The sequence below is a fragment of the Paenibacillus crassostreae genome, from assembly GCF_001857945.1.
GTDB lineage: Bacteria > Bacillota > Bacilli > Paenibacillales > Paenibacillaceae > Paenibacillus_AQ > Paenibacillus_AQ crassostreae.
Map to the genome: position 1 here is coordinate 603,763 of NZ_CP017770.1, position 20,570 is coordinate 624,332.

Below are 20,570 nucleotides of genomic sequence, written 5' to 3' on the forward strand. Positions count from 1 at the left end.
ATGATCACAGTTTATTCTTTTATCAATGAGCGGGAAACAGGCACTAACCCAAAGTTAGCAGAACTTTTTTCATTTATAGTATTCATTAAGTATCAGTTGTATAATCAAAATAAACCAAGGAGGCTACGTTAATGAACAACATCCAATCCGAAGAAGGTAGATTCTATATTGAAGAAGATGGTCAGACCATTGCGGAAATTACATTTAGTAGACCCGAGCAACAGCAACTTCATATTGATCATACCTATGTATCAGAGTCACTACGTGGACAATCTATTGGACAATAGCTCGTGCGTCAAGTCGTAGATCTAGCAAGACAGGAAGACAGCAAAATCATACCCGTGTGCACATATGCTCAAGCTCAATTCAAGCGACATCCGGAATATGCTGATGTATTGAAGTGAAGTTTTTCATGGGGGAGAATATTAGGAGGAACTGCTAATGCTTAGTCATCAACAACTTCAACAAATTCAAACACTGCAACAGTTATGTGAAAATATTGATTATATAGCCCTTAAGCTGAATTGGGAGACATTACGTACACGTAAGCCACAGGACAAGCTGGATTATTTACATTATTCGGGGGATCTACTTACCGGTTTCTTAGGTGTCTATAAATTTGGTAGTAAATTCGAGATATGTGGAATGGTACATCCCGATTTTCGTCGTCAAGGGATTTTTACATCCTTATTTCAAAAAGCTATCCATGCTACATCCGAAGTAAGTTATTCATCGTTACTATTGAATACACCATCTAATTCACTCTCTGGAGAAAAGTTTCTTCATACGATCTCCAGTCAATATGAGAGCTCCGAGTATCAAATGCGATGGAATTCTGCTCATACACAAGACTCATCAGACGAAAATGCTCCGAATAACCCTACATACGAAATTACCCTCCGGAGTGCTGTTGATGATGATATCGAAGAATTGATACGTCTAGACAAAGAAGGATTCGGGATGAGTAATGAGGATGTGCTCGATATGTATAAGACGATAACCGAAGATGGACTAGAAAATATGTACGTTGTGAACTCTAACGGTGTAACTGCCGGTAAAGTTAATGTTGTCCCATCGGAAGCACAAACATGGATATACGCCTTCACAGTGGATCAAGCTCTTCGTAGCCAAGGAATTGGACGTAGAACACTTCAACTCATTATCGAGCAGGAAGGACCAAACGATAAAGAATTGTGGCTAGAAGTAGCCGTCCATAACCCTAAGGCATTGAAACTTTATGAATCCTGTGGGTTCGTCACGCAGGAGAAGCAGGATTATTATCAATACACGGGATAGCAGTATTCCATTTCTTATAACAATATGACAAAGCAAAGGCCATTTCCAATGGAGGAAGTGGCCTTTGCTTTATTGGTTGAATCATAAATGATGTAATTAAGAATTCAATTTCCAGTACATATCATTCCAACGTAATTCATTCTTGAACAATGGCGTAGTTGTATTCTTATCAATGATGACACATTCGATTCCAACCATCTCAGCCCAGTCTACTAACTGTTCTGTTGTTACTTTATATGAGAATACGGTATGATGTGCCCCACCTGCTAGAATCCAAGATTCAGCAGATACAGATAATGAAGGTTCTGGCTTCCACATCACGCGTGCCACTGGTAGTTTCGGCATATCCTTCACTGCTTTAACTGCATCTACTACGTTAATGATTAGGCGGAAGCGATTACCCATATCAACAAGTGAAGCAACTAAAGCTGGACCGCTACGACCATCAAAGATCATACGTGCTGGATCTTCACGATCACCGATCGATAGAGGCTGAACATCAATACGAGGTTTACCTGCTGCGATCGTTGGACATACTTCAAGCATATGTGAACCAAGGATTAACTCGTTACCAGCTTCGAAGTGGTAAGTATAATCTTCCATGAAGGAGGTTCCTTCATTATGAGCAATAATCTTCATTAGGCGAAGTAATGCGGATGTCTTCCAATCCCCTTCTCCCCCAAATCCATAACCTTTTTCCATTAGTCGTTGAACTGCAAGTCCAGGTAATTGCTTCATACCATGTAGATCTTCAAAATTCGTAGTGAATGCAGAGAATTCACCTTGCTCTAAGAATGCTTTCATCCCAAGCTCGATCCGAGCTTGCTCAAGAATGGCTTCTTTTACTGGACCAGCCGCTTTCGCTTGTTCAGATAACTCATATTTCTGAGTGTATTCTTCAAAGAGTGCCTTCACATCGCCTTCTGACACTTCATTAATCACATCAACTAAATCGCCAATACCATAGGCTCTAACATCCCAACCAAGCTTAATTTGCGCTTCAACTTTATCACCATCTGTAACGGCAACATTGCGCATATTATCTCCGAAGCGTGCTACTTTAAGATGCTGACTTTCATTATAAGCTGTAGCCGTAGACATCCAACTGCCAATACGTTCAACAACAGCAGCATCATCCCAGAATCCAACAACAACTTTGCGAGGAATTCCCATACGAGCACCAATGAATCCATACTCACGGTCACCATGAGCGGATTGATTCAAGTTCATGAAGTCCATGTCAATCGCATCCCAAGGAATTTCACGATTAAATTGTGTATGCAAATGTAGAAGCGGTTTTTTCAATTGTAAAAGACCTGCGATCCACATTTTAGCTGGCGAGAAAGTATGCATCCAAGTGATGATACCCGCGCATTGATCATCGCTATTCGCATCTATACACAATCTGCGGATTGAATCTGGATTCGTTAATACGGGTTTGCTCACAATTTCGAATGTCACACTATCGTTACGGTTAAGTCCTTCGACAATTTTACGTGAATGATCCTCTACTTGCTCAAGTGTTTCAGGTCCATATAAATGTTGACTTCCAGTTACGAACCAGAATTGAAACGGTTTCACTTTTAACATCACAAAAACCTCCTAATTATTCTTTAATATGAATTGTGCGTACAACATAAAACAAATTAAATTTCCTTTTTCAAGAGTATTTAACTTCATATACAAAAAAAATATAGTTCATAAGTCATACTCACTATCATCTTGTACGTACAACCTATTACATCCTCATTCTACTCGTAAAATACTAGAATTTCAAGTGAATATTGCGAAGCTCTCTTTGATTAAGATGCATTATTAAGGAAAAATGATGTACAATATATACTTAATGACTATTAGACTGAAACGAAGGATGGATTAATGATGTATGTAGCACAAGATTGGAAAGATTATGAATTATTAGATACGGGTGATGGTGATAAGCTTGAAAGATGGGGCGATGTCATTCTGCGTAGACCAGACCCACAGATTATATGGCCATTAAAGAACGAAACAGATACATGGCGTAATGTTCATGGTCATTACTCTCGTAGCTCTGCAGGTGGTGGACAATGGGATATGAAGAAAGCGATCCCTGAACGTTGGAACATTTCATATGGTAAGTTAAAATTCCATATCAAACCAACTAATTTCAAACATACGGGACTATTCCCTGAGCAAGCTGTGAACTGGCGCTGGATGATGGATAAAATAACTGCAGCTAAGCGTCCTATTAAAGTATTAAATCTATTTGCTTATACTGGTGGTGCTACCGTTGCCGCAGCCTACGCAGGTGCTGAAGTCGTACACGTTGATGCAGCGAAAGGTATGGTTCAGTGGGCCAAAGATAATATTCAACTATCCGGTCTTCAGGATCGCCCTGTTCGCTTCATCACTGATGACGTATTTAAGTTTGTTCAACGTGAACAACGTCGTGGTAACAAATACGATGCTATTATTATGGACCCTCCTTCTTATGGTCGTGGACCCGGCGGAGAAATGTGGAAGCTTGAATCAAGCCTATATCCATTTATTGAGAGCTGTATGGAGATTATGTCGGACAACCCTCTCTTTATGCTTATTAATTCGTATACCACAGGGATTTCACCTACAGTATTGAGTAATATGTTAACAATGACAGTGTCTCGTAAATATGCTGGTAAAATATCTTCTGGTGAAATCGGTTTGCCTATCTCTGCGTCAGGTCTGACGTTACCTTGTGGTATTCTAGGTCGTTGGGAGGCTTAAGACCATGAAAGATGGGCTCACTTCTGAATCAAATATTCCAATCCTCTATGAGGATAATCATTTGCTTGGAATCGTTAAGCCTGTGAACGTACCCACTCAAGAAGACGCATCTGGTGATCCTGATTTAGTTAATATACTTAAACAGGATATCAAAGATCGTTATAGTAAACCGGGCAACGTATTTGTTGGACTTATTCATAGACTAGATCGACCTGTTGGTGGGGCTATGATCTTCGCTAAGACATCTAAAGCAGCGTCACGCCTCTCAGAGTCTGTTCGTAGTCATAAGTTCCGCAAAGTGTACTTAGCTGTGATCCATGGTTCGCTTAAATCTTCACAAGGAAGACTAACGGATACATTATTAAAGGATTCGCGAACCAATACAGTATCTGTTGTTCCGAAGGGAACTGCGGGCGCTAAAGATGCGATTCTCGACTATAAAGTTATCGGGACTTCTGATTCATTAAGTCTAGTACAGGTAGAGCTGTTAACAGGTAGATCCCATCAGATCCGTGTACAATTCAGCCATGCTGGTCATCCGCTCTACGGTGATCAGAAATATGGCGTTCACCTCAATAAAGCAGGACAACAAATTGCCTTATGGTCAGTTTTCGTGGGATTTCCTCATCCAGTAACAAAAGAAGAGGTAACATTAGTTTCCTCTCCTCCATCACAATATCCTTGGGATTTGTGGCCGCAGGAGCAAGTTGAGCTATAGCATGCTTTTACAAAAATAAAGAGGATCGTCCAAAAGTAAATTAACTTTTAGATGATCCTCTTCTTATTGACGTAGCAGCCACTATTTCCATTCTCGCTTATTAAGCCCATCATTCAAAATAATGCTCATACCCCCATTCCCACCTCCTGAACTATTGCCCCGAATATCCGTCTCAATATTAAATTCACCTAGATGAGAGTATTCTGCTCGTGGTGGAAGGTCAATTGTGGATAATGTAATCACAGGTAACGTTATTTCTGATCCACGTCCGAACTCCAGAAATGTAATTGTAGGAGTAATTTCAACCTTCTCACTACTATGGTTAATTAATAACAAATGACAAGTACCATCAAATTTACCATTCCTAAGATCGTAGTTGCAATTCACAGGCTGTTTCAGTTCTACAGCATAAACTCCAGTAGTGAATACGCGTTGATAGATGACCGTCAACCAATCCGGCGCTTGAGTTATCAGTACGATAATGATGATAAATCCTACAAACTTCGATCTGTTAAGTGCTCTCGTCATAAAGAAGATAGCAATTACCAAGAGAGCTAGTAGGAATATGTTCGTGAAGTATAAACCCATTCCATTTTCCTGTGAATGAATAGGAAGTCCAATCATCTGAATGAGCCTTTCGACGAACATCCACGGCCCAGGATAGCGAATGCTCAAAAAGATAATTATAGCTATCAATATAAATGAGAACAATAAAAAGCGCTTATTTCCAACTAGTGGAACTTGCTCATACTTATTACGGTCATATAATGTCCTATCTCGAATCTTGTTCAGGAACATGTATGATGCCTCCTTACTTATTAGATATAGGATATAACGCTAATTCCATCACATAAGTTATATCATCGACAATTAATATGTTTTCTTAGTCCCGTCTTAGGAAACAACCTTTGTACGCACTTTTCCTGCCATGGTCTCAATCTCTACACAGTCACCCTTTTGCAGAACAAAATTAAGAAATTTCTGAGAGATCTCTAATCCATTAAGCTTCATTGTCTTTATATTCTCAAAATTCCATCCGAATTCATCATGCACATCCATCTCAAATATAACATCAAACAACGTTTGCATCTAATCACCTTTCTTACATGGATCTAGTCTTCTATGTATCCCTTGTTTATGATAACCTTCACAACCATAGATATATATTATCATAATCTTCTCAAATCTTTTCGCGGAAAGATTACAGGATGTAACAATATATATGTACTTTCACAGGTTCCCAAACAAGAACGTATAAAGAATAAATCAAAGTTCATCATTTAATAGCGAATTATAGCTGAAAATTATTAGGCATTTCTCGCATCGTATGACATTCTTTTCTATGAGTTGATGATATATTAAGTATGCACTTAGTGAACTAGGTGTATAAATGGAGGGATCAATATGGGAGATTTAGAAAATGAAGTTGTTGTAGACGAAGTAGTTAGCTTAGATGAACTAGAAGTATCTGAGGAAGTTGAAGATTCTACGGAAGAAGTACTTAGTGAAGAACTTGCTGAGGATGAAGAAGTAGAAGAAGTAGAAGAAGTAGAAGAAGTAGAGGATGTAGAAAACGAAGACGCTGACGATTCTTTTGAAGATGAAGCTGATGACGAACTCATCTAATAATTATAAGTTTTTACCTCCCTTCTCCTAGTAAATACATCAAAGACAAAATCAACCTGTTCATTTATGAACAGGTTTTCATTTTGCCCTTATAACCTAACTATTCATCCTGCAGTTCAATCCCTTTCGTTTCTTTCCCAAGAAACAATACAGACATAGCACCTATAAGGATAACCACAAAGAACATGATAAAGATAACATCAATCGCAATATTGCGTGTAAGTAATATACCCACAAGTAATGGAGCGATCACACCACCTATACGACCCACGGCTGTAGCCATTCCAACTCCAGTGGTACGAACCTTTGTAGGATATAACTCTGGGGTATAAGCATATAGTCCACCCCATGCTCCTAGATTGAAGAAGGATAAGAAAATACCTGAAGTGATCAGCATGCCCACAGATGTTGAATATCCGAACCAGGCTGCACTAATCGCTGTCATGATTAAATAAGTAACGAGCACAAATTTACGTCCAAACTTCTCTATTAAATATGCCGCAGTGAAATATCCAGGTAATTGAGCTAACGTCATAATTAGAACATACTCAAAACTCTTGATAAGACTAAACCCTTTTAAGCCCATAACCGAAGGCAACCACAGGAACATGCCATAATAAGAGAATACGACAGTAAACCATAAGATCCATAACATAATTGTTGAACGTCGATGTTCACTAGACCACACTTCTGTTACTTTTTCACGTAAAGTAGGACGACGTTGACCTTGCTGCTGAACGAATCGTGGAGGATCCTCAATTGCTCGACGTAAATATAATGCATAAAACGCTGGAACAGCACCTATCACGAAAGCAGCCTGCCAACCGAATTTAGGAATGATAAAGTATGCAATGAGTGCAGCACATATCCATCCTACTGCCCAAAAACTTTCTAATAGTACTACTGCACGTCCACGCTCTTTAGCAGGTACGGATTCGGATACCAAAGTCGATGCGACCGGAAGTTCTCCACCAAGCCCAATTCCAGATATGAAGCGTAATAAACATAGAACCCCAAATCCAGTAGCCAAAGCTGATAACCCACTTGCAATAGAAAAAATTAATAATGTCCACAGAAGAATTGCTTTACGTCCATAGCGATCTGCCATAATGCCTGCTAACGCAGCACCCAGCACCATCCCTACGGAGCTTATACTTGTCAGAAACCCAACCTGTCCTGAAGACAAAGTCCATTCTTCTTTCAGTGCTGCAACGATAAATGATATGATTCCTACATCCATTGCATCAAATAGCCAACTAAGTCCAACGCCAAAAAGTAATTTGCGGTGTTTCGGACTTCTTAATAATTGTGATTTATTCATATGTAAGACTCCCTTTAGCTGTCTCTACTAATAGTAACCTAAGAATTAAATTCTATTCTAAATTCATCAACCAACCCTTGATGTGATCTTACCTAGAAGATAAATAAGTAGTTGTTGATTATGAGATGAAATACGATTTAATACAGTGGACAGAAATTCATCACGAATTTTCATTCCTCGATCTACTTCCTGCATTCCCTTCTCAGAGATCGACACCCAGACTATTCGTCGGTCATTACTATCACGTTCCCTTGTCAATAAATCGTTCTTCTCCATCCGATCAAGTAGCATCGTGACTGCAGCCGGACTCGTGGCTAAATAGGGGATAAAATCAGAAGGTTTCATTGTGCCGCGCTCCATTATGACTTCAAGTACAGTTAATTGTGGTTCTGTTAGTATAGGTGCTAGCTCGCTCTCCATATGCAGTTTATAATCTTTGCTGAGCTGGGACCATAATTTCGCGAATTCAGAAGTCTGCAATGGTATACCTACCTTTCTTTGGTAAATCATCATTCATACCATTCATTTTCGAGAAATATGTTCCAATTCCTTCCTAGATCACATTTTTTATATAAAAATAGAACATTCCCGCTCACATAAAAGCGGGATGTCTTCTGAATTATCTCTTTATTTCACAAATATATCAATGATTTGATCATTCTTCTCTAGGTGAATTAGATGCTTACCAATTGATTTACGATCTGAAATAGGTGCCTGATCGGATGTAATTTCAGTAAATACACTAGCTTGACTGACCGCACAAATCCTTAATGGCTCTTTGCAGTAGAAAGCCCCTACTAAATGGCTACCATTCGGTTTCACACGTTTGCCTTCTTTAAATTCGAAGGTTGGTAATCCTTTACCCCCACGACTTTGTGATAAATAATCGACTAATAGTGACCGTTTAGCATAACCAATATCACTAATCGTCAGAATCTCACCTTCATCTTCCTCTACCCAGAGGGCTGAGATGATCTCGTCACCATCACGTAACTGAATTCCCTTAACGCCACCAGATACACGACCCATCGCGTTTACTTCTTGTTCCTTGAAGCGAATACTCATTCCTAATTTACTAACTAGGAGAATATCCTTTGTACTATCACTCAGTGTCACAGAGATGATTTCATCTTCATCTCCAACTTTACAAGCAGCAATTGCACCTGAACGAGTGGTCATGTATTCTTTCAATTCTGTACGTTTCACTTGTCCTTTTTTCGTAACAAATACAACGCTTTTACCTGGATCATCTAACGTTGTAGCAGGAATAACGCCTACGATCTCATCCTCTTTAGACAAATGTATGACATTAACAATCGCGGTACCTGCATCTTTCCATTTAAATTCAGGGATTTGGTGAACCGGTAGCATGAAGTATTGACCTTTTTGCGTAAAGACTAACAAATTATCAAGTGTATTAAGCTCCATCACTTGTCTTAGGTAATCGCCATCTTTCACACCAGAACTTTCTCGATCCCCACCTGAACGCGTGAAAGATTGCATTCCCGTACGCTTGATATATCCGTCTTTTGAAAGGGTCACGATAACATCTTCTGCACTTACGAGAACTTCGAGATTCACTTTAATCTCTTCTACTTCACCCTGAATAACAGAACGACGATCTATTCCATACTTATCTCTTATATCCATTAATTCTTTACGAATCAATGCGAGCAACTTCTTATCACTTTCAATAATGGCCCGTAGATTTTCAACCTTCTTCTCAATCTCGTTCATTTCTTTCGTTAAAGTCGTGATCTCTAGATTCGTAATGCGATATAATTGTAAAATTAGAATGGCATCTGCCTGACGTTCGGTGAACCCAAACATCCACTGTAAGTTGTTCTGAGCATCCTGTCGGTTCTTGGAAGCCTTAATCGCTGCAATAACCTCATCAAGGATGTTAAGTGCCTTCACTAGCCCTTCTAGGACATGCAAGCGATCCTCTGCTTTGTTAAGATCATATTTAGTTCTACGCATAACGACTTCACGTTGATGATCAATATAAGCTTTCAGAATCGGTTTTAATCCTAATTGGTGAGGGGCTTTGTTAACAATCGCAACCATATTAAAGTTATACGTTACTTGAAGGTCTGTTTTTTTCAATAAATAATTCAAAATTCCTTGTGCATCGGCTTCTTTCTTTAATTCGACAACAATACGCAACCCTTCACGTCCGCTTTCATCGCGCACTTCAGCAATACCCTCTACCTTTTTCTCTAAGCGGATATTCTCCATAGCTGTAACTAGGCGTGATTTAACTACCTGAAAAGGAATCTCCGTAATAACAATCTGTTGCTTGCCACCGCGCATAAATTCAATTTCTGTTTTCGATCTTAAATAAATACGACCTTTACCGGTACGATAAGCATCCATGATGCCTTCTCCACCCATAATCGTTCCACCAAGTGGAAAATCAGGTCCTTTGATGAAGGTCATCAATTCTTCAAGTTCAATCTCAGGTTTCTGCATAACAGCAATACACGCATCAATGACTTCACGCAAATTATGCGGTGGAATTTCCGTTGCGAAACCTGCAGAGATTCCACTAGCTCCATTGACGAGTAGGTTCGGATATCTTGAAGGTAACACGGTAGGCTCTTGTGTTGTGTTATCGAAATTATCTTTAAATAATACCGTTCCTTTTTCGATGTCACGCAGTAACTCTAATGCGATGGGAGATAATCTTGCTTCCGTATAACGCATGGCAGCTGCTGGGTCATCGTCAATAGATCCCCAGTTACCGTGTCCATCTATAAGTGTATGCCCCATCTTCCAAGGCTGAGCCATACGGACCATCCCATCATATATTGATGAGTCTCCGTGAGGATGGTAATTTCCCATCACATCACCGACTGCTTTGGCCGATTTACGATAAGGTTTGTCAGGCATATTCCCTGAATCGTACATCGAATAAAGTATCCGACGTTGTACTGGCTTCAATCCATCCCGAACGTCAGGAATGGCACGATCTTGAATAATATATTTAGAGTACCGGCCGAAACGATCTCCTACAACCTCTTCTAAATAGACCGGTAGATATTCTTCTGATAAGCTCATACATTCACCTTCTATTCCTCAACATCTGTAAAGTCAACATTGTCTACAATCCAACGCTTACGTGGATCAACTTTGTCTCCCATCAACGTTGAAACTCTTCGTTCTGCTTTGGTAGCATCTACAATCTGAACTTTGAGTAATGTCCGCATCTCAGGATTCATCGTCGTCTCCCACAATTGCTCAGGATTCATTTCCCCAAGTCCTTTATAACGCTGTAATTCGAATTTATCCCCGAATTCCTTCAGATAATTCGCTAACTCTTCATCACTCCATGCATAACGCATCGTTTCGAGTTTCCCTGATTTACGAGTAATCTTGTACAATGGCGGTTGAGCGATAAAGACACGTCCTGCATCAATAAGAGGTTTCATATAACGGTAAAAGAACGTCAGAAGCAATACTTGAATATGTGCTCCATCCGTATCCGCATCAGTCATAATAATGATTTTAGAATAATTGCTATCCTCCACTACAAAATCAGGACCAATACCAGCTCCAATCGCTGATACAATGGCTCGATACTCCTCATTCTTAAGAACATCTGCGAGCTTAGCCTTCTCCGGATTCAATGGTTTTCCCTTTAACGGAAGTATGGCTTGAATTTTAGAGTCTCGACCCTGTTTAGCTGACCCACCCGCGGAATCACCTTCCACAATGAAAAGCTCTGTTCGTGTAACGTCTTTCGACTGTGCAGGAGTTAACTTTCCATTAAGATTAGAACTCTCGCTACGCTTCTTACCTGTGCGCATATCATCACGTGCTTTACGAGCAGCTTCACGCGCTTTCGAGGCTTGAATCGATTTCTTGATTAATGTTTGGGCGATCTGTGGATTCTCCTCTAGGAAGATTTGCATATTCTCAGAAACGATGGCATCTACCATACTACGAGCAGAGGCGCTTCCCAATTGATCTTTGGTTTGACCCACAAATTCTACATCGGACATTTTGACACTAATAACAGCCATCATACCCTCACGTAAATCAGAACCTTCCAAGTTTTTATCCTTTTCTTTGAGAAGGCTAGTTTTTCTAGCATAATCATTCATCACACGCGTATAGGCTGTTTTAAATCCAGTCTCATGCGTACCTCCACCTCGAGTAGGAATGGAGTTAACGAAGGAGGCCAATGTCTCTGTATACCCGGCATTATACTGAAGGGCTACCTCAACCTCAACATCATCTTTCTCAGCGCTGAAGTGAATCACATCATGGAGAACATCCTTACCCTCGTTCAAATACTCAACGAACTGGCTAGCACCACCCTCATAGAAGAATTCATCTTCTTTATCCGCTCGAACATCCTTGAGGACAATTCGAAGCCCCGAATTTAGAAAAGCAAGTTCCATCACGCGTTCTGATAATGTATCATAGTTAAGATGAATTCCAGCTGAAAAGACACGACTATCTGGTTTAAATGTAACTTTGGTTCCCGTCTTATTGGTGTTTCCAAACATTTCAAGACCCGTAGAAGGTTCACCTACATGTTCTCTGCCCTGATCATCGATCCAATATTCGAAACGTTGACGATGTATTTTTCCATCGCGATAAATTTCGACTTCGAGCCATTCCGATAGAGCATTTGTTACTGAAGCCCCAACCCCATGAAGACCACCTGACTTCTTATATCCTGATCCGCCGAATTTCCCTCCGGCATGGAGTATCGTGAATACGACCTGTGGTGTTGGTATACCTGTTTTATGCATTCCTGTTGGAATTCCGCGACCATTATCTTGAACGGTTACGGACCCGTCTTTGTGTAATGTAATTTCTATTCTTGTGCAGTATTTGGCTAGATGTTCATCCACCGCATTATCTACAATTTCCCATAATAGGTGATGAAGCCCCGAATTACTCGTACTACCAATATACATTCCTGGTCTTTTGCGAACTGCTACCAGACCTTCGAGCACTTGAATGTCGTCAACATCGTATCCAACATGACCTTTTTCGCCTTTATTGGATGACTCTGCAAACAAATCGATCTGCTCGACCATTCATGCTCCTCCTTTGTAAATCTTTATGTAGGATATTCATCCGATGCAAACAGATGTTTTGGTATCCTTGTCCATTTTAATTCAAGATGTCCCGTTTCGTAAAGACGGTGAATGAAACAATTACCGAGATAAATGCCCATAACCCCAATACAATCAACGAAAAATTAAGATTCATTCCTCCGATGGGAGCAGGTGTTCCTGATAAATAATTCGTAAGCTGTAAGTTTACCATAAATAAATATTTAGCGCTTGTCCAAGCTGAAGCCATATTGGTCAGAATAGAACCTGCAATAATCGCTGCCATCATAACAACAATACTTGCCGCTGTGCTTTTAACTAAGACAGACACCATGAAAGCTAGTAAGGCGACGATCACCCCGACGAACCACACTAATCCAGCTTGCATTAAAAGATACTTCCACTGAGGTACTGCATGTACAGCAGATATATCAACATCTGAACCAACCAATTGAAACCCTGTGAATACTGGAATATTAAATCCTTTATATCCAAAAAAGGCACCTGAAATAATGTAACTAATAACAAAAGTGCTTAATACGATCAGTGAAACGAACATGAGCATCGTAATTAGCTTACTGAGAAGTACTTTCCACCTTTTTACGGGTCTAGTCAATAACATTTTGATTGTACCTGTCGTTCTCTCACCTGATACAATATCTGATGCAATGGCCATAATTAGTAAAGGGATGAATAAAGAAATTGAATTATCCATAAATTCACGCGTAAAACTAACCCCATTAGGATCATTAGGATTTACATCATGGTCTAAATAATACTGAAGTTGTTGAATGAATATAATACGATATTTTTTCCATTCATCTGGGATTCGACCACTTCCAAGTGAGTTCTGATTATCGGTAATCTGTTGTTGGATTTCTAACTTCCAATCACCGTTGAACTTATCTCTAGTTTGTTCTGCGGAACGCATTTGCGCATATGTAAACATTGGAACCAATATGAATAAGATCAGCAGAATGATATAGAATCGCTTACGTTTAATCATTTTGATGCATTCATTTTTTATTAATGGGCGTATGCTACTCAATGTTCTCACCTTCAGTCATTTGCAGAAATAGTTGTTCTAGCGTTGGATTTATTCGATTCACACCCTTCACAGCGATACCTGCCTGAATCAATTGAGCTACGATTGTCGGAATGAGATTCTCTTCATTCTGCGTTACAACGGCATTAACAGACATGCCAGCTATAATGGAATCATCAAGCACTTCATCCACAGATTCAATTACTTTAATACCACCATTAGCTGATAGTATGTTCTTACCTTCCAGCATTGGTTCCATATCCCATATGACATAACCAACATTCCTAGATACGAGTTCATCCACATGACCTAGAGCAAGCACACTGCCATGACTAATGATCGCCACACGATCACACAATAATTGTATTTCACTCAATAAATGGCTAGATACGAATACTGCCATCCCTTCTGATGCCAGTTGCCTTATAAACAAGCGTAATTCTTTGATTCCTTTAGGATCTAACCCATTGGTTGGTTCATCTAGAATAAGCAACTTTGGACGACCCAATAGCGCTTGAGCTATACCTAATCTCTGACGCATTCCAAGTGAATATGTACGTACTTTATCATGAATTCGTTGATCTAATCGTACAATATCTACAACCTCTTGAATCCTCATATCATCCACACCTGGCTGCATTCGCGCAAAATGTTCTAAGTTCTCCCAACCGGTTAAATATGTATAGACTTCGGGATTCTCAACGATGGATCCTACGTATTGTAGTGCATTTTCTTGATCACGATTCACATCGTACCCATACACTTTTATAGTTCCACTACTAGGTTTAATTAAATCAACTAACATTCGTATAGTAGTTGTCTTACCCGCTCCATTAGGGCCAAGGAATCCGAATATTTCACCTTCAATGACGTTAAAAGATATATCTTCTATGATCCGTTTCTTACCAATTCGTTTACTGATATGATCAACGGAAAGCACAATGTTACCCTCAACAACGGTGTCCTTCATCCGGTCCATATGTACATTCCTCTCTATGTCTATTTACTGAATCCCTTGAACGATCCGTTCAGCAATCTGTTGATATCCATCGGCATTGGGATGGAAATGGTCCGAAGTTAGATAGCGATCTAAATTATTCACAAAGATATCATATGTCGGAACTAAGGTCATTCTTTCATCTCGATTCATCGTAGTTAGTACTATATTGTTCCAGGTCGTTACAACTTCATTCCCCACGGATGATATTTCTTGTAGATCTCCAAAAGGGTTATATAATCCAACATAAATGATATATGCCTTAGGATTAATTTCTCTCAATTTATCTAAAGCGATTTGTAGCTGTTCTGATGCTGGTGGAAGTACATTTCGAAGTCTCTCTGCAGTTATCTCTTGTGTTGATTCATCTGCTGATAATAACTTTGCCCCACGAAAAAGGTCATTTGCACCGATCGAAAGTATAATAATATCGGATTGTTTCAGTACGTATTGCACACCCGCTTCATCAAGCCTCGTCACTAAACCGGAAGTTGTCAGGCCATTTATGCCTAGATTGTTAAGTAGCGATGCTGTTTTTCCAGTTCTTTTGGATAGCATTTCAACACTTCTTTTCACAAAACCACTACCAGTATCATCACCTGTTCCCTTCGCGAGTGAATCACCAAGCCCAGATATTTTATATTCCTGCTTATCAGCCATGGATTCCTCGACTCCCTCGCCTAGCTCCTGTGATGAAGGTACTACCTCCACACTGGCCTTGGGCCAATTTATATCTTTAACAGCATATATAAAACCAATGAACAGTACGATTGTTGCCAACATTGAGATCACACTCACATAACGCCAGATCCATTTTGAAGAATTCAATTCCCATGCCTCCTACTATAAGTATAAATAACGGTATGTATAAATAATTATCACCTAATGGCCATCTATAATTACATTAAGACTTCTAATATTAATTTGCAAATAATGTAGAATCATGATCTTTCCTTGCTTCAATTTAAAAAAGCTGACTAATCCAAAAAGCGGATAGCCAGCCATTATTCGTTCTATATAATTATTCCATATTATTTACTAATAAATTCTTGCACCCAATATCCGTTGTAATAACCCACTCCGATAGTTGTAAAGTTAGCATTCAATATATTTGCGCGATGGCCTTCACTATTCATCCAAGCTTCCATCACAGCAGCAGGTGTCTTTTGACCTTTAGCTATATTCTCACCTGCATAACGATATGAGATACCATATTTTTTCATCATGTCAAAAGGTGACCCATACGTAGGTGATTGATGAGCAAAATAGTTATTATTATTCATATCTTTAGCTTTATCAAGAGCCATATTCGCGAGTTCCGTATTGCTAGTCAATGGTTGCAATCCTGCTTTACTACGTTCTTGATTTACTAGATTAACAACTTGAGAAGTAAAACTTGAAGTAACATTCGTTGTTGTGTTGTTCGTTGTGTTGTTTGTATTGTTTGTGTTAGTATTCGTAGTTGTCGTCTTATTATCTGCTGGTGTTTCTGTCTTTGGTGTTTCTGTCTTTGGTGTTTCTGTCTTTGGTGTTTCTGTCTTTGGTGTTTCTGTCTTTGGTGTTTCTGTCTTTGGTGTTTCTGTCTTTGGTGTTGTAATAGTAGTTTTCTTACTTACTGTTGTCCATGACCAAGATCCACTATTATTCTTAATCCAATTCTCAAGATATGTTTTTAAATCCGTATTGTTATTTATCTGATTCGAAGCAGCCGATGCAGTTCCTGGCAGTGCAATCCCTACAGCTAATACAGCAGCTAAAGTTCCAGTCATCATTACTTTTATGATAGATTTCTTCATTAAATTACATCTCCTTTAAATCGTTTTTGTTATTCTAGCAAAAGTATGACGAAATAGTTACAAAATTGTCATCACCAACAAACATATTGTAACATGCTAGATTTCATTTTGGAGCCCACAAATATTGGTAATACTGACTCTATAAAAACAAACACCAGAAAAACCTCATACAAACTACAGATTTTCACTGCGTTTGTACAAGGTATTTTCTCTTCTATTTGGTTAATCTTCTAAAATCCTAATTCTTATTTCTTAGCTGCATATTTTCGCATATCAAAGGCAACAGCAGCAACGATAATGAGACCCTTTATAATCAGTTGCCAGTATGGGCTGATCCCAATAAATGTTAAACCATAGTTTATGATCGTAAAGATGAGTACACCGACAACAACTCCAGGAACTGTTCCTATACCACCAGTTGTAGATACTCCACCAACTACACATGCGGCAATCGCATCTAGTTCGTACATATTTCCGTAGTTGTTCGTAGCTCCACCTGTTCTTGCAGCTTCTAGTACACCTGCTAGTCCATATAGGGCACCAGCAATCGCATAAATATAGATTAAGTATTTAGCCACATTAATACCAGATACCTTCGCAGCTTGGATATTACCACCAATAGCATACATATTTTTTCCTAGCTTCGTTTTATTGAAGATGACCCAGACAACGAATGCTACAAAGATAGCGATCAATACTATATAAGGTAAAGAATACTTTCCTTCACCAATGGCACCTGTTCCCAGATTCGTAAAGTCAAGGCGAAGACCACCAATGGGTTGAGAATTATTCGGTTCCATATCGAAGTATAGAGAGTTAACCCCATACACAGCAACCATCGTTCCCAATGTTGCTATAAATGGCGGAACATTGAGCTTAGCTACTATAATACCATTCACAAGTCCACATAAGAGACCAGCAAAAATGGCGATAACAATAGGAATAATATAGTTCATTTGTGGAAGGTCTGGGAAGAAACGAGCTGCATACTCTGCCTTCTGTAACATCGATGCCGCAATAACTGCGGTGAAACCAACGATTCGACCTGCAGATAAATCCGTTCCTGCTGTAATGAGAATAAATGCCACACCCAGCGCAATAATCGTACGTGTGGATGATTGTATCAATACATCTCGTAATGAATTAATAGATAGAAATGCTGGATTGTACGCTGTGATTCCGATGATTAATACCACTAAGACAATATAGATGGCATACTGAGAAGCAAAACCCTGTAATCTTTTTGTATTCATAAATAATCTCCCTTCGATAATGCCTTAGTGCTGAGCGGCCAGAGTCATAATTTGTTCTTGCGTGGCAACATTTCCTTCAACGATTCCGGTTAGACGGCCTTCGGACATTACCATAATCCGATCAGACATCCCAAGCAGTTCAGGCATCTCAGAAGAGATCATAATGATGCTTTTCCCTTGTTTCGCTAAGTCAGCAATTATGGTATATATCTCATATTTTGCTCCAACATCAATACCACGTGTTGGTTCATCTAATAACAATATTTCCGGCTCCGTCAGTAGCCATCTGGCCAATAGAACCTTCTGCTGGTTACCACCAGATAAATTCATCATAAGTGTGCGAGTAGTTGGTGTCTTTGTACGTAGTTTCTCGACCATTTGATCGACTTCTTTCTTCTTACGTTTCTCATCGAGTAACAGATACGGTTTCTGATACCGATCCATATTAGCAATAGCTCCATTCTCATGGACGGATAATACTGAGAAAATGCCAGTCGCACGTCGTTCTTCTGTAAGTAATGCCATCCCCACACGTTTAGCATCTTCAGCCGAGCGGATTTTGACCTCCTTACCATTTAAAGAAATGGTGCCGGAAGCAATTTCACGTAGTCCAAATAATGCCTCAATTAGCTCCGTACGCTGGGCACCTACCAAGCCACCTATTCCTAGAATTTCTCCTTTACGAAGATCAAATGAAATATTATTAAATGATTTCAACGACGTCGAAGTCAATTCTTTCACTTTCATGATCACATCACCAGGAATATTATCTCTTGGAGGAAACCGATTGGTAAGGTCACGCCCTACCATCTTCGATATGATCGTATCTGTCGTTAGTTCTGCTGCAGGCCATGTACCTATTTTGTTACCATCACGCATGATCGTAACATCGTCAGAGATTTGAAGAATCTCTTCCATTTTGTGCGATATATAAATAATGGCTACTCCCCGCTTCTTCAAGTCCCGGATAATTCGGAATAAATGTTCTACTTCAACGCTTGTCAGCGAGGATGTGGGTTCATCCATCACGATAACCCTCGAATGGAAAGAGACAGCTTTTGCGATTTCAATAGATTGAATTTTAGAAACGGACAACTTGCCCACAATAGTGTCAGGTTTCAAGTCAATATCAAGTTCCTTAAATAGGGCTTCCGTGTCCTGATACATCTTCTTGTGATCAATAAACTGGATGGGACCGAATCCCTTTGTCGGAAACCGTCCTAACCAAATATTCTCCATCACGTTGCGAAACGGAATCGGATGTAGTTCTTGATGAATCATTGAAACACCCTGATTTAGAGCGTCTTTTGAATTATGAATAAATACTTGTTCGCCATCCAAAAAAATTTGACCAGCATCTGACTCATAAATACCGTAAAGACATTTCATTAACGTTGATTTCCCTGCACCATTCTCACCCATAAGGGCATGAACCGTTCCAGGACGAACTTGAAGTGTAACGCCATCCAACGCTTTTACTCCAGGAAATTCCTTTGTAATTTCTCTCATTTCCAGCAAATACTCATGTTCAGCCATGATTTTCGCTTCCTCCTGCCCACACATATGTGTTACCTCTAACAAGGTACATCGCTTTTGTATGATGTTATTTTCTTGAGAATCTAAGAGAGCAGGATGATCGTGAACCATCCCGCTCCCCTGTAGATATCTCTTATTTCGCTTCGTCAACGTTGTCTTTTGTAATTTTCTTATATTTAATCCACACATATTGATTATCAGTAATCTCGAATCCAACATTATCATTCGTAGGTGTCTCACCATCAGCTAACAATGTAGCTAGCATGAGTGAAGCTTTACCTTGATTGTTAGCATCATTGAGGACTGTTCCAAGCATCGTTCCATCTTGTAATGCTTCGGTTGCAGGTGCCGTTGCATCAACACCTACTACTGGCATATATTTATCGCCTTTGAAATAACCAGCTGCTTTTAAAGCTTCAATAGCTCCTAAAGCCATATCATCGTTATTCGCAAGGACAGCTTCGATCTTATCTCCGTTGGCTCCTAAGAATGCAGCCATCTTTTCTTGACCTTTTACGCGATCCCACATAGCTGTGTCTTCAGCAACTTTTTCTACTTTGATTCCGGCTGCTTCAATCGCTTCAATAGAATATTGCGTACGTAACTCAGCATCTTGATGGCCGGGTTCGCCTTTTAGCATGACATATTGTAGAACACCATCTTTGTTCTTGTCCGCTTCTGGATGTGCTTTCCAGTAATCTACAATGAGTTCACCTGACATGGTTCCTGATTCTTCAGCCTTTGCGCCTACATAGTAGACTTTATCCCATTTCTTCATATCTTCCGGAAGAGGTTCGCGGTTAAGGAATACAACAGGGATTTCAGCAGTTTTTGCTTTATCAATGATGACACCAGCTGCAGTACGATCTACGGGATTAATCAAAAGTGCTTTTGTTTTCTTAGTAATAAATAGGTCAATTTTGTCATTCTGAGTAGGTTGGGAATTCTGGCTATCTACAATCTCTACAGATGCCTTGCCTTCTGCATTACTTTTAATAGAGTTCCGAACACCTGTCATGAAGGTATCATCAAACTTGTAAATCGCAACACCGATCTGAGGCAACTTTCCACCTTCTTCGGCATTCGAGCACCCAGCCACAACAGAACCGAGTAACGCACCTGCAAGCAAGACGGGTGTAATCTTTTTAATCCCTTTTTTCATTTA

18 protein-coding genes and 1 pseudogene are annotated in these 20,570 nt (G+C 39.6%); 5 read left to right on the top strand and 14 right to left on the bottom strand.

Annotation, left to right across the window (positions count from 1 at the left end):
• Positions 1 to 131 precede the first annotated feature (131 nt).
• Both LPB68_RS02890 and LPB68_RS02895 read left to right on the top strand, forming a co-directional pair.
• A pseudogene (locus LPB68_RS02890) lies at positions 132 to 404 on the top strand (GNAT family N-acetyltransferase).
• Between the two features lie 37 nt (positions 405 to 441).
• On the top strand, positions 442 to 1,296 hold the full coding sequence (locus LPB68_RS02895; protein ID WP_068658039.1) for a GNAT family N-acetyltransferase: 855 nt from the start codon (positions 442 to 444) through the stop codon (positions 1,294 to 1,296).
• A gap of 96 nt (positions 1,297 to 1,392) precedes the next feature.
• Here the strand turns inward: LPB68_RS02895 and araA are convergent, their stop codons facing one another.
• Positions 1,393 to 2,886, bottom strand: coding sequence for an L-arabinose isomerase (gene araA / locus LPB68_RS02900; RefSeq protein WP_068658037.1), 1,494 nt, complete (start codon positions 2,884 to 2,886; stop codon positions 1,393 to 1,395).
• A gap of 291 nt (positions 2,887 to 3,177) precedes the next feature.
• Between araA and LPB68_RS02905 the strand changes: the two genes are divergently transcribed.
• Complete coding sequence (locus LPB68_RS02905; protein ID WP_068658035.1) at positions 3,178 to 4,041, top strand: class I SAM-dependent methyltransferase; 864 nt, start codon at positions 3,178 to 3,180, stop codon at positions 4,039 to 4,041.
• 4 nt (positions 4,042 to 4,045) lie between these two features.
• A complete protein-coding gene (locus tag LPB68_RS02910; protein WP_068658034.1) occupies positions 4,046 to 4,759 on the top strand; it encodes an RluA family pseudouridine synthase in 714 nt (237 codons plus the stop codon).
• 81 nt (positions 4,760 to 4,840) lie between these two features.
• On the opposite strand, the gene LPB68_RS02915 is transcribed toward LPB68_RS02910, so the two are convergent.
• A complete protein-coding gene (locus LPB68_RS02915) occupies positions 4,841 to 5,557 on the bottom strand; it encodes a hypothetical protein (protein WP_068658032.1) in 717 nt (238 codons plus the stop codon).
• Positions 5,558 to 5,653: 96 nt separating this feature from the next.
• Complete coding sequence (locus LPB68_RS02920) at positions 5,654 to 5,848, bottom strand: hypothetical protein (RefSeq protein ID WP_068658030.1); 195 nt, start codon at positions 5,846 to 5,848, stop codon at positions 5,654 to 5,656.
• 315 nt (positions 5,849 to 6,163) lie between these two features.
• Between LPB68_RS02920 and LPB68_RS02925 the strand changes: the two genes are divergently transcribed.
• On the top strand, positions 6,164 to 6,385 hold the full coding sequence (locus LPB68_RS02925; RefSeq protein WP_068658028.1) for a hypothetical protein: 222 nt from the start codon (positions 6,164 to 6,166) through the stop codon (positions 6,383 to 6,385).
• A 100-nt stretch (positions 6,386 to 6,485) separates the two neighbouring features.
• On the opposite strand, the gene LPB68_RS02930 is transcribed toward LPB68_RS02925, so the two are convergent.
• The 11 genes from LPB68_RS02930 to LPB68_RS02980 form a co-directional block, all read right to left on the bottom strand.
• On the bottom strand, positions 6,486 to 7,706 hold the full coding sequence (locus LPB68_RS02930; RefSeq protein WP_068658027.1) for an MFS transporter: 1,221 nt from the start codon (positions 7,704 to 7,706) through the stop codon (positions 6,486 to 6,488).
• A 66-nt stretch (positions 7,707 to 7,772) separates the two neighbouring features.
• Positions 7,773 to 8,186 (bottom strand): MarR family winged helix-turn-helix transcriptional regulator, encoded by a 414-nt coding sequence (locus LPB68_RS02935; RefSeq protein WP_068658686.1) that lies wholly within the window; start codon positions 8,184 to 8,186, stop codon positions 7,773 to 7,775.
• A gap of 147 nt (positions 8,187 to 8,333) precedes the next feature.
• A complete protein-coding gene (gene parC / locus LPB68_RS02940) occupies positions 8,334 to 10,766 on the bottom strand; it encodes a DNA topoisomerase IV subunit A (protein ID WP_068658025.1) in 2,433 nt (810 codons plus the stop codon).
• An 11-nt stretch (positions 10,767 to 10,777) separates the two neighbouring features.
• Positions 10,778 to 12,760 (bottom strand): DNA topoisomerase IV subunit B, encoded by a 1,983-nt coding sequence (parE, locus tag LPB68_RS02945; RefSeq protein ID WP_068658022.1) that lies wholly within the window; start codon positions 12,758 to 12,760, stop codon positions 10,778 to 10,780.
• Positions 12,761 to 12,836: 76 nt separating this feature from the next.
• Positions 12,837 to 13,826, bottom strand: a complete 990-nt coding sequence (locus LPB68_RS02950; RefSeq protein WP_068658020.1) for an ABC transporter permease — start codon at positions 13,824 to 13,826, stop codon at positions 12,837 to 12,839.
• Positions 13,819 to 14,802: an ABC transporter ATP-binding protein gene (locus tag LPB68_RS02955; protein ID WP_099458681.1), complete on the bottom strand. Its 984-nt coding sequence runs from the start codon at positions 14,800 to 14,802 to the stop codon at positions 13,819 to 13,821. Before LPB68_RS02955 ends, LPB68_RS02950 begins: the two co-directional genes overlap by 8 nt.
• Before the next feature lie 24 nt (positions 14,803 to 14,826).
• Positions 14,827 to 15,648 (bottom strand): GDSL-type esterase/lipase family protein, encoded by an 822-nt coding sequence (locus tag LPB68_RS02960; protein WP_068658018.1) that lies wholly within the window; start codon positions 15,646 to 15,648, stop codon positions 14,827 to 14,829.
• Between the two features lie 203 nt (positions 15,649 to 15,851).
• The gene (locus tag LPB68_RS02965; protein WP_068658016.1) at positions 15,852 to 16,616 is read right to left on the bottom strand and encodes a CAP domain-containing protein; all 765 of its coding nucleotides are present in this window, start codon (positions 16,614 to 16,616) and stop codon (positions 15,852 to 15,854) included.
• Positions 16,617 to 16,861: 245 nt separating this feature from the next.
• Positions 16,862 to 17,869, bottom strand: coding sequence for a galactose/methyl galactoside ABC transporter permease MglC (gene mglC, locus LPB68_RS02970; protein WP_068658014.1), 1,008 nt, complete (start codon positions 17,867 to 17,869; stop codon positions 16,862 to 16,864).
• Between the two features lie 24 nt (positions 17,870 to 17,893).
• On the bottom strand, positions 17,894 to 19,405 hold the full coding sequence (locus tag LPB68_RS02975) for a sugar ABC transporter ATP-binding protein (RefSeq protein ID WP_068658683.1): 1,512 nt from the start codon (positions 19,403 to 19,405) through the stop codon (positions 17,894 to 17,896).
• A 133-nt stretch (positions 19,406 to 19,538) separates the two neighbouring features.
• Positions 19,539 to 20,555 (bottom strand): galactose ABC transporter substrate-binding protein, encoded by a 1,017-nt coding sequence (locus tag LPB68_RS02980; protein WP_418303828.1) that lies wholly within the window; start codon positions 20,553 to 20,555, stop codon positions 19,539 to 19,541.
• Between the last annotated feature and the right edge of the window lie 15 nt (positions 20,556 to 20,570).